Below are 13,499 nucleotides of genomic sequence, written 5' to 3' on the forward strand. Positions count from 1 at the left end.
GAGGGGGAAGCATGCCCAAGTTGACCATCGACGGGATCGAGGTCGAGGTCCCTGCCGGCACCACGGTTTTGCAGGCAGCCGAGAGCATCGGGATCGAGATTCCGCGATTCTGCTACCACGAGCGACTGTCGATCGCCGGCAATTGCCGCATGTGTCTGGTCGAGGTGAAGCCGGGACCGCCCAAACCGGCCGCCTCGTGCGCCCTGCCGGTGGCCGACGGCATGGAAGTGCGCACCGATTCTGAAATGGCGCGCAAGGCGCGGCGCGGGGTGCTGGAGTTCTTGCTCATCAACCACCCGCTGGACTGCCCGATCTGCGACCAGGGCGGCGAGTGCGATCTGCAAGATCAGGCCATGACCTTTGGCACCGACCGCTCGCGCTTTTGCGAGGCCAAGCGGGCGGTGCCGGAGAAGAACCTGGGGCCCCTGATTCGCACGGCGATGACCCGCTGCATTCAGTGCACCCGCTGCGTGCGCTTCTCCACCGAGATCGCCGGCGTGCCGGACCTCGGCATGCTGGGGCGCGGCGAGCATGCCGAGATCACGCCGTATCTCGACGGGATCTTGGGCAGCGAACTCTCGGGCAATCTGGTGGATGTTTGCCCGGTCGGCGCCCTGACCAACGCTGCCTATGCCTTCAGCGCCCGGCCCTGGGAACTGAGCCATACCGAGAGCATCGACGTGCTCGATGCGGTGGGCGCGGCCATCCGCGTCGATACCCGGGGCGCCCAGGTGATGCGGGTCCTGCCCCGGCTCAACGAAGCGGTCAACGAGGAATGGCTGGGCGACAAGTCGCGCTACGCCATCGACGGCCTGCGCGTCCAGCGCCTGGATACCCCGTGGGTTCGGCGCGACGGCAGCTTGAAGCCGGCGACCTGGGACGAGGCCTTTGCGGTCATCGCCCAGCGGCTGAAGGGCGTGGCCGGTTCCAAGATCGCCGCCCTGGCCGGCGATCTGGCCGACGCCGAGAGCGTGGTGCTGCTCAAGGACCTGATGACGGCCCTGGGCTCGCCCCATCGTGATTGCCGCCTTGACGGCGCGGCCCTCGACGCTTCGGTGCGCGCCTCCTACCTGTTCAACACCACCATCGCCGGTATCGAGCAGGCTGATGCCCTGTTGCTGATCGGCACCGATCCGCGCCACGAGGCAACGCTGATCAATGCCCGGATCCTCAAGCGGGCCCGGCGTGGCGGCTTCCCGATCGGCCGGGTCGGGCTCACCGGCCGCGACCTCACCTATCCGGTCAACGACCTGGGCGAAGACCTTGGCCTGCTGAACGAAATCGCCGAGGGACGCCATCCGTTCGCCCAGATCCTCAAGCAGGCCAAGCGGCCCATGCTGATCATCGGCCAGGGCGCCTTGACCCGCCCCGATGGGTCAGCGGTGCTGGCGGCGGCCCGGGCGATCGCCGAGGCCTTTGGTCTGGTGGGCGAGGGTTGGAACGGCTTCAACGTGCTGCACACCGCCGCCGGTCGGGTGGGCGCCTTGGATGTCGGCTTCGTGCCGGCCGAGGGCGGCCTTGAGGCGGCAGGCATTCTGGCGGCGGCGCGGTCGGGCGCCCTGGAGGTTCTGTACCTGCTGGGGGCGGACAGCGTCGATCTTTCCGGTCTGGGGCAGACCTTCGTCATCTACCAGGGCTCGCACGGCGATGCCGGGGCGGCAGTGGCCGATGTCATCCTGCCCGGCGCCGCCTGGACCGAAAAAGACGCGACCTACGTCAACACCGAGGGCCGGGTCCAGCGGACCAACCGCGCCGTGCTGCCGCCGGGCGAGGCCAAGGAAGACTGGCGGGTGCTGCGCGCCCTGGCCGGCTGCCTGGGGATTTCGGTGGGCGTTGAGACCCTGGACGCCGTGCGCGCCCGTCTGGCGGCGGTCAATCCGGTGTTCGCCAAGACCGATGTTGTGACCCCGGCGCCGTGGGCCACCTTTGGCACTCCGGGACCGCTGGCCGGACCCCCGGTGACACCGGCTGTGGCCAGCTATTACATGACCTGCCCGATCACCCGGGCCTCGCCGACCATGGCCGCCTGCGTGCGGGCTTTCGTCAACGGCAATCTGAAGCGGACGGGAACCGATGGCTGAGTTCTGGACGGGCACGCTGTGGCCCCTGATCCTGATCATTGTGCAATGCGTGGCCATCGTTGCCCCGGTGTTTCTGGCGGTGGCTTACCTGACCTATGCCGAGCGCCGGGTTATTGGCGCCATCCAGCTTCGCAAGGGACCCAACGTGGTCGGGCCCTTTGGTCTGTTGCAGCCGATTGCCGACGGTCTCAAGCTGATGGTCAAGGAGACCATCATCCCGACCGGCGCCGACCGGGTGGTGTTTTTGCTGGCGCCGATCCTGACCTTGATGCTGGCGCTGGTAGCCTGGGCGGTCATTCCCTTTGACGAGGGCTGGGTGCTGGCCGACATCAACGTCGGCGTGCTCTACCTGTTTGCCGTCTCGGGGCTTGGGGTGTACGGGATCATCATGGCCGGCTGGGCCTCCAACTCCAAGTACGCCTTCTTGGGGGGCCTGCGCTCGGCGGCGCAGATGGTGTCCTACGAGGTCGCCATGGGCTTGATCATCGTCTCGGTCATCCTCACGGCCGGCTCGATGAACCTGAGCGACATCGTGCGCGCCCAGCAAGACAGCGTGTGGTACGTGATTCCCCACTTCCCCATGTTTGTCATGTTCGTGATCTCGATCCTGGCCGAGACCAACCGCGCCCCCTTCGACCTGCCGGAAGCCGAAGCCGAACTGGTGGCGGGCTATAACGTCGAGTACTCGGCCATGCCGTTTGCCCTGTTCTTCCTGGGCGAATACGGCAACATGATCTTGATGAGCAGCCTGTGCGTGGTCTTGTTCCTGGGCGGCTGGCTGCCGCCTCTCGACATCGCGCCCTTCAATGCCTTGCCCGGGATTTTGTGGTTTGCCCTCAAGGTTTGCGCCATTTTGTTCGTGTTCTTGTGGGTGCGCGCCACGTTCCCCCGCTATCGTTATGACCAGTTGATGCGCTTGGGCTGGAAGATCTTCCTGCCCGCCTCCCTGCTCTGGGTGGTGCTGACCGCTGGCTTCTTGATGCTGTTCGGCCTGCTGCCGGGCCAGGGCTCGTGAGAGGGGGGAGAGACCAGGATGTTTGATCTCGCACGCACGCTACGCTCCTTCGCCTTGACGGAGCTGGTGTCGGGCATGGCGCTGACCTTCCGCTACATGCTGCGGCCCAAGGTCACCCTCAATTATCCTTACGAAAAGGGGTTTCTCTCCCATCGCTTTCGCGGGGAACATGCCCTGCGCCGCTACCCCAATGGGGAAGAGCGCTGCATTGCCTGCAAGCTCTGCGAGGCCATTTGCCCGGCCCAGGCCATCACCATTGAGGCCGAGCCGCGCGAGGATGGCTCGCGGCGGACCACCCGCTATGACATCGACATGACCAAGTGCATCTACTGCGGTTTCTGCGAGGAAGCCTGTCCGGTGGATGCCATCGTCGAGGGGCCCAACTTCGAATTCGCGACCGAAACCCGCGAGGAACTCCTCTACGACAAGAAAAAATTGCTGGGCAACGGCGATCGCTGGGAAAGCGAATTGGCCCTGCGTTTGCAAAAGGATGCGCCGTACCGCTAGATCGGGCCCGCCCCTTCGGGGGCGGTTCCGTTGTGGGGAAAAACTGACAGGGGCCCCCCGTTGGACGAGGGATTCCCCCCGTCGTTGGCTTTGAATTCCCGGGTCACCATGGCCCGGAGAGGGGGATAAAGGAACCATGACGCGCTGCCCGCACGCCACAGGGCCCGGACCGGCCGGGAAGGGGGAGGAATGATCGCACAGACCCTCATCTTCTACATGCTTGCCTCCATCCTGGTGGGGGCGGCCTTCATGGTCGTGGTGTCCCGCAACCCGGTCCACTCCGTGCTGTGGCTCATCTTGGCCTTCGTCAACGCGGCTGGCTTGTTCATCCTGGCCGGCGCCGAGTTCCTGGCCATGGTGCTGGTCGTGGTCTACGTCGGCGCGGTGGCGGTGCTGTTCTTGTTCGTCGTGATGATGCTCAACCTCAACCTCTTGGGGCGGCGGGAAGGCTTCCAGAAAGCCATGCCACTGGGCATCGCGGTGGCTGTGGTGATCTTTACCGAGATCGTGGTCATGGTCGGCGGCTGGCAAAGCGCTCCCGAGGCCGCGGCCCAGCGTCAGGCGCCCACCCCCGATCTGGCCAGCGTGACCAATACCGAGGCCTTGGCGCAGTATCTCTACACCCACTACTTCTTTTTGTTTCAAACCGCGGGCCTGATCTTGTTGGTGGCCATGGTCGGCGCCATCTTGCTGACCCATCGCCGGCATCCGGGCGTGCGTCGCCAGTCCATCGCCCAGCAGATCGCGCGGCGCAAGGAAGACACCTTGTCCCTGCATAAGGTGCCCACCGGGAAGGGGATCTCGTGATGGGCGTTTCCCTGATCCACTATCTGACCGTTTCGGCGATCTTGCTGACGCTGGGGGTCTTCGGCATTTTCGCCAACCGCAAGAACGTCGTCGTCATCTTGATGTGCGTCGAGCTGATCTTGCTCGCGGTGAACCTCAATCTGGTGGCCTTCTCGGCACATCTCAACGACATGGCGGGGCAGGTCTTCACCATGTTCGTCCTGACCGTGGCCGCCGCCGAGGCCGGTATTGGCCTTGCGATCATCGTCGCGTTCTTCCGCAATCGCGGGTCGATCAGCGTTGATGACATCAACCAGATGAAGGGGTAGGGGCTCATGCTTGCTTTTGCCGCCGTCTTCCTGCCCCTGGCCGGGGCGCTGGTCGCCGGGTTCAAGGGGCGAACGTTGGGCGACCACAAGGCCCAACTGGTGACCTGTGGCGCCATGGGGGCCTCGGCCCTGCTGTCGTGGCTGCTGTTTTTCCTGACCGTGCCCGGGGGCGAGGCGACCACCGTGACCTTGTTCACCTGGGTCGCCTCGGGCGATCTGGTGTTTGACTGGGCCTTGCGCATTGACCCCCTGTCCACGGTCATGCTCATGACCGTGACCACCGTGTCCTTCCTGGTGCATGTCTACTCGATTGGCTACATGCACCATGATCCCGGCGTGCCGCGCTTCATGGCCTACTTGTCGTTGTTCACCTTTTTCATGCTGATGCTGGTGACCGCCGACAATCTGGTTCAGCTCTTCTTTGGTTGGGAAGGGGTGGGCGTTGCCTCTTACCTGTTGATCGGGTTCTGGTACGAGCGCCCGAGCGCCAATGCAGCGGCGATCAAGGCCTTTGTCGTCAACCGGGTCGGCGACTTCGGCTTTGCGCTGGGCATTTTCGGCGTGTTCATGGTCTTCGGTACCGTTGATTTTGACACGATCTTCGCGGCCGCGCCGTCCAAGGCCGACGCCACCTTGTCCTTCCTGGGCATCGAGTGGCACGCCATGACCATCTGCTGCTTGCTGCTGTTCATCGGCGCCATGGGCAAATCGGCCCAATTGGGCCTGCATACGTGGCTACCCGACGCCATGGAAGGCCCGACCCCGGTCTCGGCCCTGATCCACGCCGCGACCATGGTGACGGCCGGTGTGTTCATGGTCGCGCGCCTTTCGCCTTTGTTCGTGCTCTCCGACACCGCCATGGGGGTGGTCACCCTGGTGGGCGCCGCCACGGCTTTCTTTGCCGCGACCATCGGCTGCACCCAGACCGACATTAAGCGGGTGATCGCCTACTCGACGTGTTCTCAGTTGGGCTACATGTTCTTCGCGCTGGGCGTGGGGGCGTTTGGCGCCGGTATCTTCCACCTGATGACCCACGCCTTTTTCAAGGCGCTGTTGTTCCTGGGCGCCGGCTCGGTGATCCACGCCATGTCCGACGAGCAGGACATCCGGCGCATGGGGGGGCTGTGGAAGCTCATTCCCGTGACCTACGTCTTGATGTGGATCGGTTCCCTGGCCCTGATGGGCGTGCCGCCCTTTGCCGGCTTCTTCTCCAAGGACATGATCTTGGAGGTGGCCTTCGGCTCCTATTCCTTCACCGGGTTCATCGCCTTCGTGCTGGGCCTGGGCGCGGCGGGCATGACGGCCTTTTACTCCACCCGCCTGTTGCTCCTCACCTTCCATGGCAAGCCGCGGGCCGACGAGCGGGTGATGGCTCATGTTCATGAGTCCCCGCGCATCATGATCCTGCCCTTGGTTGCCTTGGCTACGGGGGCGGTGTTTGCCGGAGGCCTGGGCTACGATGCCTTCGTCGGCGAGGGCCGGCTGGCCTTCTGGGGAACCTCCCTGGTGCAAGACGCCCACGACGTGACGGCCGAGGCTCACCACGTGCCCGGGATCGTCAAGCTGCTGCCTCTGGTCGCGACCGCGCTGGGCGTGGCGTTGGCCTGGGTCATGTATGTGGCCCGGCCCGCTTTGCCGGGACAAGTGGTCAGCCGCTTCCCCCAAGTATACCGCTTTGTTCACAACAAGTGGTTCTTCGACGAGCTCTATGATCGCCTCTTCGTCCAGCCGGCGTTTCGCATCGGCCGGGGCCTGTGGCTCAAGGGCGACGGCGCGCTGATCGACGGCCTGGGGCCCGATGGGGTAGCAGCCGCGTCGCGGGGGTTGGCCAGACTGCTGGGGCGGGTCCAGACCGGCTACCTCTATCACTATGCCTTCGTGATGATTATCGGCTTGGCCGCGATCGTCACGTGGTTCCTGCTGACCTCCGCCCGCTAGAGAGGCTTCGATGAGCGACTTTCCGCTTCTTTCGATCATCACCTTTCTGCCGTTGGTCGGGGCGGTGTTTATCGTCACGATCCGCGGCGACGAGGCGGTGGTGGCACGCAACACGCGCCACGTGGCCCTGCTGACCACGGTTTTTACCTTTTTGTTGTCCCTCAAGCTGTGGATCGGTTTTGATCAGACGCAGCAAGGCTTCCAGTTCGTCGAGCGCGACGTGTGGCTGCCGTCGTACAACATCGCCTATCACATGGGCGTGGACGGCATTTCCGTGTTGTTTGTCCTGCTCTCGACCTTTCTCTCGGTGATCTGCGTTCTGGCCTCGTGGGAGTCGATCCAGAAGCATATCAAGGAGTACATGATCGCCTTCCTCGTCTTGGAGACGATGATGGTGGGCATGTTCTGCGCCCTGGACTTCGTGCTCTTCTACATCTTCTTTGAAGGTGTACTGATCCCGATGTTCCTGATCATCGGCATCTGGGGGGGCGTGCGCCGGGTTTATGCCGCGTTCAAGTTTTTTCTCTATACCCTGCTGGGCTCGGTGCTGATGCTCCTGGCGATGCTGACCATGTATTTCCAGGCCGGCACCACCGACATCCCCAGCTTGATGACCCACGCTTTCCCCGCGGGTCTCCAGACCTGGCTGTGGTTGGCCATGTTCGCGAGCTTTGCCGTCAAGGTCCCCATGTGGCCCGTGCACACGTGGTTGCCCGATGCCCACGTGGAGGCGCCCACGGCGGGATCGGTTATCCTGGCTGGCGTGCTCTTGAAGATGGGCGCCTATGGCTTCTTGCGCTTCTCTATTCCCATGCTGCCCCTGGCCTCGGCCGACTTCCAGCCGCTGGTCTACCTGCTCTCGATCGTCGCGGTGATTTACACCTCCTTGGTCGCCTTGGCCCAGGAGGACATGAAGAAGCTGATCGCCTATTCGTCCATCGCCCACATGGGGTTTGTCACCGCCGGCATTTTCGCCATGACCCCTCAGGCGGTCGAGGGAGCGTTGTTCCAGATGCTCTCGCACGGGGTGGTCTCGGGCGCCTTGTTCTTGTGCGTAGGCGTCGTCTACGACCGGCTGCATACCCGCGAGATCAATCGCTACGGCGGTCTGGCGAGCACCATGCCGCGCTACGCCCTGGTGTTCATGCTGTTCATGATGGCCTCGGTCGGTCTGCCCGGCACCTCGGGCTTCGTCGGCGAGTTCATGATCATGCTGGGCGTGTTCCGCGACTCCACCTTGGTGGCGGCGCTGATCTCAACCGGCTTGGTCTTGGGAGCGGCCTATATGCTCTATTTGTACCGGCGGGTCCTGTTCGGCAAGCTGGAGAAGGAAGACCTCAGGGGCCTGCTCGACCTTAGCCCGCGCGAGGTGGCGGTGTTTGCCCCGCTGGTTGCCTTGGTTCTGTGGATGGGCATTGTGCCCTCGGCCTTCCTCGACTTCATGCATGGGTCGGTCGCCGACCTGATCGCCAACTATGATGCCGCGCTGGCCCAGCGCTGATCCCAGGGGACCTGCCCGATGATGACTGATCCTTTGGCCCTGATGCCCGCCTTGCCGGAGGTCTTGATGGCCTTCCTGGGCATGGGGCTTCTGATGGTCGGGGTCTTCCGCAAGGGAGATACCGCGCCTTATGTCTGCCGCGCCGTCTTGGTGGGCCTTGCCTTGGTCGCCGCGCTCGTCGTCAGCCAACCCGGCTGGCGCGAGCCGATGCTGGCCTTTGGCGGTCTGTTCATTAATGATGGCTTCGCCCGCTTCGCCAAGCTGCTGACCCTGGCCGGGGCCGCTGCCACCTTGCTGTTGGCGCTGGGCTGGTTGCAGCGGGAAAAGGACCTGCGCTTCGAGTTTCCGATTTTGGTCGTCTTTGCCACCTTGGGCATGATGATCATGATCTCGGCCCACGACCTGATGACCTTGTATTTGGGCGTGGAACTCCAGTCGCTGGCCCTTTATGTCATCGCCGCCTATCAGCGCGACAACACCCGCTCGACCGAAGCCGGCGTGAAGTACTTCGTGCTGGGCGCGCTGGCGTCGGGGCTGCTGCTCTATGGCATGACCTTGGTCTATGGCTTTGCCGGCACCACCAACTTCGATGGTCTGGCCGAGGTCGCCAAGGCGGGGCCGGCCTCCATGGGGGTGGTCATCGGCCTTGTGTTCATCATCGCCGGTCTGGCCTTTAAGGTGTCGGCCGTGCCCTTTCATATGTGGACGCCCGACGTGTACGAGGGCGCGCCGACCCCGGTCACGGCTTTCTTTGCCGTGGCCCCCAAGGTGGCGGCCCTGGCCTTGTTCGCCCGCGTCTTGATGGATCCGTTTGGCGCCTATGTCGCCGACTGGCAGCGCATTTTGGTGCTGATCGCCCTCTTGTCCATGGGCCTGGGCTCCTTTGCCGCCATTGCCCAGACCAACATCAAGCGCATGATGGCCTACAGCTCGATTGGTCACGTGGGCTTTGCCTTGGTTGGTCTTGCTGCCGGCACCACCGAGGGCATTCGGGGTCTCTTGATTTATCTGGGCATTTACGTGGTCATGAACGTGGGCACCTTCGCCCTTATCGTGTCCATGCGCCGCCAGGGCCAGATGGTCGAGTCCATCAACGACCTCAAGGGCTTGGCCCGCACCCAGCCGCTCAACGCCTTGGCCATGAGCCTCTTCATGTTCTCGATGGCGGGTATTCCGCCGCTGGCCGGGTTCTTTGGCAAGTTTTATGTGTTTATGGCGGCGATCAACAGCGGGCTCTATACCCTGGCCATTCTGGGCGTTTTGGCGAGCGTGGTCGGGGCGTTCTATTACCTGCGCATCGTCAAGCTGATGTACTTCGACGAGGTGGTGGAGCCTCTCGACGTTATTACCGGTGTCGTGCCCCGTTCCATGATTTTGGGAGGTGCGACCGCTATGCTGCTGTTCTTCCTGGTTCCCAATATCTTGTTGGCCGGGGCCCAGAGGGCGGCAGAGGTGTTGACCGGGGTGGAAGCGATTGACATGCGCGGTCTGGCGGCGGGCTCCGTTTCGGGTCTGGGCGGCCGGTGAGCGTTTGTCCGCTCCCAGGACCGACCGCCGGGGCCGTCACCCTGCCGATGGGGTGGCGGCTTATCGCCCACGACGCCGTGGATAGCACCAACGCGGTGGCCCGCGCCTTGATCACCAAGGGGGCCGCCGAGGAGGGCACCGTGGTTTGGGCCCGCGAGCAGACCGGGGGCCGGGGACGCCAGGGCCGGGTGTGGCATAGCCCGCCCGGCAACTTGTACCATTCCTACGTCCTACGGCCCGACGTGCCTTTGGCCGAGGCGGCCCGTCTGTCTTTCGGGGCGGCTCTGGCCGTTGCCGAGGCCCTTGAGGCTTTGTGCCCCATCGCCGATCCCCGGTGCAAATGGCCCAACGACATCGTGTGTCATGGCGGCAAGGTCGCCGGCATGCTGATGGAAACGGTGTCGGCGGCGAGCGGGCCGCCCTGGCTGGTGTTGGGGATCGGGGTGAATCTTAAGACCGCGCCCATCACCGGGGCTTTGTTTCCTGCTCTGGCCATGGAAGATTTGGGCTGCCCCGTGGGCCTTGAGGATCTGCTCTCAGGCATCGCCCAGCGCTTGGCCTATTGGCTGGCCAAATGGCGCCAGGATGGTTTTGCCCCGGTGCGCGCCGCGTGGCTGGAGCGGGCCCTTGGCGTGGGCAAGCCGGTGGAGGTTCGTCTGGGGCCCCACAGGACCCAACGAGGGATTTTTCAGGGCCTCGACGAGGCCGGCTGTCTGGTGCTGGCCGAGGAGGACGGTATGGTCCGTCTGATCTCTGCCGGCGACGTGTTCTTTCCCCCCCAGGAGGGAGCTTGAGCGAATGCTGCTGACGATCGATTCCGGCAACACCAACACCGTGTTCGCCGTGTTCGACGGTGAGGAAAAACGGGGCGAATGGCGGGCCGCCACCAACGTGAACACCACCGCCGATGAAATGGGCGTGTGGCTGCTTCAGTTGATGGCGCTGGCCGGTATTGACCGCACCCAGGTGACAGCCTGCGTCGTCGCCTCGGTGGTGCCCGCCACGGTGTTCAATTTGCGTCAGTTGGCGCACCGTTACTTCCACTGCGCTCCCATGGTGGTGGGCGATCCCGACGTGGACTTAGGCATCGGTCTGCTGGTGGACCATCCCGACGAGGTCGGCGCCGACCGTCTGGTCAATGCGGTGGCTGGCCATGTCAGCTACGGCGGTCCCTTGATTGTCGTCGATTTCGGCACGGCCACCACGTTCGACGTGGTGGATGGCCAGGGCAATTACTGTGGCGGGGCCATTGCGCCGGGCGTCAATCTTTCGCTTGAATCCCTGCACCGCGCCTCGGCCCAGTTGCCCCGGGTGGCCATCGGGCGGCCGCGCTCGGTGATTGGCAAGTCCACCGTGCCGGCCATGCGCTCGGGCATTTACTTGGGCTACCTTGGCTTGATTGAAGGCTTGGTGCGTCGCATATCGGAAGAGTTCGGCGCGCCGATGCGCGTGGTTGCCACCGGTGGTCTCGCCCCCTTGTTTGCCGAGGCCACCGACGTGATCGAGGCTGTGGACCTGGATCTGACCTTGCGAGGGCTGGTGATCATCCATCAGCGGACCCTGGCCCGGCGCGGCCAAGCGTAAAAGGGGACAGACCGGGCTTGCGCCGGGTCGCGTTTCCTGGTTTCACCTACCTTTCTTGTCCCCATCGCTGATTGGAATCCCCCGCCCATGGCCGAACCCGCCCCGCCGTCTCCGCCCCGCTTCGAGGAGGATGCCCTCTACTTCGTACCCTTAGGCGGGGCGGGGGAAATCGGCATGAACCTTTCGCTGTATGGGTATCGCGGCCGTTGGCTGATGGTCGATCTGGGCATCACCTTTGGCAACGATACGACCCCCGGCGTCGAGGTCATCGTTCCCGATCCGTCGTTCATCGAGGAACGGCGCGACGATCTTCTGGGCCTCGTCATCACCCATGCCCACGAGGACCATCTGGGGGCCGTGCCCTATCTGTGGCCGTTCCTGGAGTGTCCCGTTTATGCCACTCCCTTTGCCGCCGAGTTCCTGCGCCACAAGCTGCGCGAAGAGGGGCTGAACGGGGATGTGGAGCTGACCGAGGTTCGCCACGGGGAGCGTTTCACCCTGGGGCCGTTTGATCTCGAGCTGATCGCTACCCCCCACTCCATCCCGGAAGCCAGTCATCTGGTGGTGCGTACCGAGGCCGGCACGGTGTTCCACACCGCCGACTGGAAGCACGATCCCGAGCCCCTGGTTGGCGCCCCGGCCGACGAAGACCGCCTGCGACGCTTGGGCGACGAGGGCGTGCTGGCCGTGGTCGGTGACAGCACCAATATCTTCAACAAGGACCACACCGGGTCTGAAGGCGAGGTGCGTCGCTCCTTGGTCGAGGTGTTTGCCCAGCAGACCGGGCGGATTGCCGTGGCCTGCTTTGCCTCCAATATCGCTCGTCTGGAGAGTATTGCTCTCGCCGCCAAAGCCTGCGGTCGCGACGTCGCCCTGGTCGGGCGCTCGTTGTGGCGCATGCACGATACGGCCAAGGCCTGCGGCTATCTCACCGAGGCCCCGCGCTTCCTCACCGACGAGGAAGGCGCCTATCTGCCTCGCGACAAGGTGGTGTACGTCTGCACCGGGTCCCAGGGCGAGCCCCGCGCCGCCTTGCGCCGGATTGCCTTTGACACCCACCCCCATGTCACGCTGGGCAAGGGGGACGTGGTGATCTTTTCCAGCCGCATCATTCCCGGCAACGAACGCCCTGTTCTCGAGGTGCAAAACCGGCTGGCCTCGTTGGGGGTCTCCATGATCACCCCGCGCGAGGCCCTGGTCCATGTCTCGGGCCACCCGGGCGCCCAGGATGTGCGCAACCTCTATGGCTGGATCCGCCCCTCGGTGGTTCTGCCGGTCCACGGCGAGCGCATGCATCTTGATGAGCACGCCATCGAGGCCCGCGCGCTTGGCATCCCCACCGTGCTGACTGCCATCAATGGGCAGGTGGTCCGGCTTGATGGCGCCGAGGCCGGGGTGGTGGGCAGCGTGTCGGTCGGCCGGCTGGCCGTTGATGGCGAACGCCTGATCCCCTTGGATAGCGAAGTCGTGCGCGATCGGCGGCGCATGGCGCTGGGTGGCGCTGTTGTGGTGTCTGCCGCCCTTGACGACAAGGGCCGGGTGGTCGGCGATCCCCGGGTGGCCGCGCGCGGCCTGCTTGACCCCAAGGAAGACGCCGAGGACATTGAGGAAATCCTGGAAATCGTGCGCGGTACCGTGGCCGGGTTGCGCCCGCCCGAGCGGCTGCGTGACGAGGCGGTCGAGGAAGCCATCCGGGTTTCCGTGCGGCGTTTCTTCCGGCAAAGCCAGGGCCGGCGTCCCGTGACCGATGTTCATGTTCTTCGTGTTTGACGGGCGTTGGCCTGTTCTTTCCCTTTTGCGATTTCGCCGCAGGAGCCTTGCATGATCGGCCGTTTGAACCACGTCGCCATTGCCGTTCCCGACCTCGACGCCGCGACTCGGATGTACCGCGATACCCTGGGGGCCCAAGTCTCCGAGCCCTTGCCCCAGCCGGCCCACGGCGTGACCGTGGTGTTCATTACCCTGCCCAATACCAAGATTGAGTTGCTTCATCCGCTGGGTGAAAAATCCACCATTGCGGGTTTCCTGGAAAAGAACCCGGCGGGCGGTATCCACCACGTGTGCTACGAGGTCGAGGATATCCTGGCCGCCCGTGACCAGCTCAAGGCCCAGGGTTTGCGGGTGTTGGGCGACGGCGAGCCCCGCTTGGGGGCGCACGACAAGCCGGTGCTGTTCTTACATCCCAAGGACTGCTACGGCACCTTGGTGGAGTTGGAGCAGGCCTAAGGCCG

Annotated in this window: 12 protein-coding genes; all 12 read left to right on the forward strand. The window is 64.3% G+C overall.

Annotated elements, in window-relative coordinates:
- Positions 1–11: 11 nt before the first annotated feature.
- The 12 genes from nuoG to mce all read left to right on the forward strand — a co-directional run bounded on the left by nuoG (position 12) and on the right by mce (position 13,494).
- Positions 12–2,081, forward strand: a complete 2,070-nt coding sequence (nuoG, locus tag RSPPHO_RS14455; RefSeq protein WP_014415956.1) for an NADH-quinone oxidoreductase subunit NuoG — start codon at positions 12–14, stop codon at positions 2,079–2,081.
- Complete coding sequence (gene nuoH, locus RSPPHO_RS14460; RefSeq protein WP_014415957.1) at positions 2,074–3,096, forward strand: NADH-quinone oxidoreductase subunit NuoH; 1,023 nt, start codon at positions 2,074–2,076, stop codon at positions 3,094–3,096. The genes nuoG and nuoH overlap by 8 nt, the downstream gene beginning before the upstream one ends.
- Before the next feature lie 18 nt (positions 3,097–3,114).
- Positions 3,115–3,603: an NADH-quinone oxidoreductase subunit NuoI gene (gene nuoI / locus RSPPHO_RS14465; protein ID WP_014415958.1), complete on the forward strand. Its 489-nt coding sequence runs from the start codon at positions 3,115–3,117 to the stop codon at positions 3,601–3,603.
- Positions 3,604–3,792: 189 nt separating this feature from the next.
- A complete protein-coding gene (locus tag RSPPHO_RS14470) occupies positions 3,793–4,410 on the forward strand; it encodes an NADH-quinone oxidoreductase subunit J (RefSeq protein WP_014415959.1) in 618 nt (205 codons plus the stop codon).
- Positions 4,410–4,718, forward strand: a complete 309-nt coding sequence (gene nuoK / locus RSPPHO_RS14475) for an NADH-quinone oxidoreductase subunit NuoK (protein ID WP_041795683.1) — start codon at positions 4,410–4,412, stop codon at positions 4,716–4,718. Before RSPPHO_RS14470 ends, nuoK begins: the two co-directional genes overlap by 1 nt.
- Positions 4,719–4,724: 6 nt before the next feature.
- Positions 4,725–6,656 (forward strand): NADH-quinone oxidoreductase subunit L, encoded by a 1,932-nt coding sequence (gene nuoL / locus RSPPHO_RS14480; RefSeq protein WP_014415961.1) that lies wholly within the window; start codon positions 4,725–4,727, stop codon positions 6,654–6,656.
- A 10-nt stretch (positions 6,657–6,666) separates the two neighbouring features.
- Positions 6,667–8,157, forward strand: a complete 1,491-nt coding sequence (locus RSPPHO_RS14485; RefSeq protein WP_014415962.1) for an NADH-quinone oxidoreductase subunit M — start codon at positions 6,667–6,669, stop codon at positions 8,155–8,157.
- A 21-nt stretch (positions 8,158–8,178) separates the two neighbouring features.
- Positions 8,179–9,684 carry an NADH-quinone oxidoreductase subunit NuoN gene (gene nuoN, locus RSPPHO_RS14490; protein ID WP_157879384.1) on the forward strand — a complete coding sequence of 502 codons (1,506 nt, stop codon included), beginning with the start codon at positions 8,179–8,181 and terminating at the stop codon, positions 9,682–9,684.
- Positions 9,681–10,478: a biotin--[acetyl-CoA-carboxylase] ligase gene (locus tag RSPPHO_RS14495; RefSeq protein ID WP_014415964.1), complete on the forward strand. Its 798-nt coding sequence runs from the start codon at positions 9,681–9,683 to the stop codon at positions 10,476–10,478. Before nuoN ends, RSPPHO_RS14495 begins: the two co-directional genes overlap by 4 nt.
- Before the next feature lie 4 nt (positions 10,479–10,482).
- Positions 10,483–11,268, forward strand: coding sequence for a type III pantothenate kinase (locus RSPPHO_RS14500; protein ID WP_014415965.1), 786 nt, complete (start codon positions 10,483–10,485; stop codon positions 11,266–11,268).
- An 87-nt stretch (positions 11,269–11,355) separates the two neighbouring features.
- Positions 11,356–13,038 (forward strand): ribonuclease J, encoded by a 1,683-nt coding sequence (locus RSPPHO_RS14505; protein WP_014415966.1) that lies wholly within the window; start codon positions 11,356–11,358, stop codon positions 13,036–13,038.
- Between the two features lie 51 nt (positions 13,039–13,089).
- The gene (gene mce / locus RSPPHO_RS14510) at positions 13,090–13,494 is read left to right on the forward strand and encodes a methylmalonyl-CoA epimerase (RefSeq protein WP_041795686.1); all 405 of its coding nucleotides are present in this window, start codon (positions 13,090–13,092) and stop codon (positions 13,492–13,494) included.
- The last annotated feature ends 5 nt before the right edge of the window (positions 13,495–13,499 follow it).

The sequence above is a fragment of the Pararhodospirillum photometricum DSM 122 genome, assembly GCF_000284415.1.
GTDB classification, from domain to species: domain Bacteria; phylum Pseudomonadota; class Alphaproteobacteria; order Rhodospirillales; family Rhodospirillaceae; genus Pararhodospirillum; species Pararhodospirillum photometricum.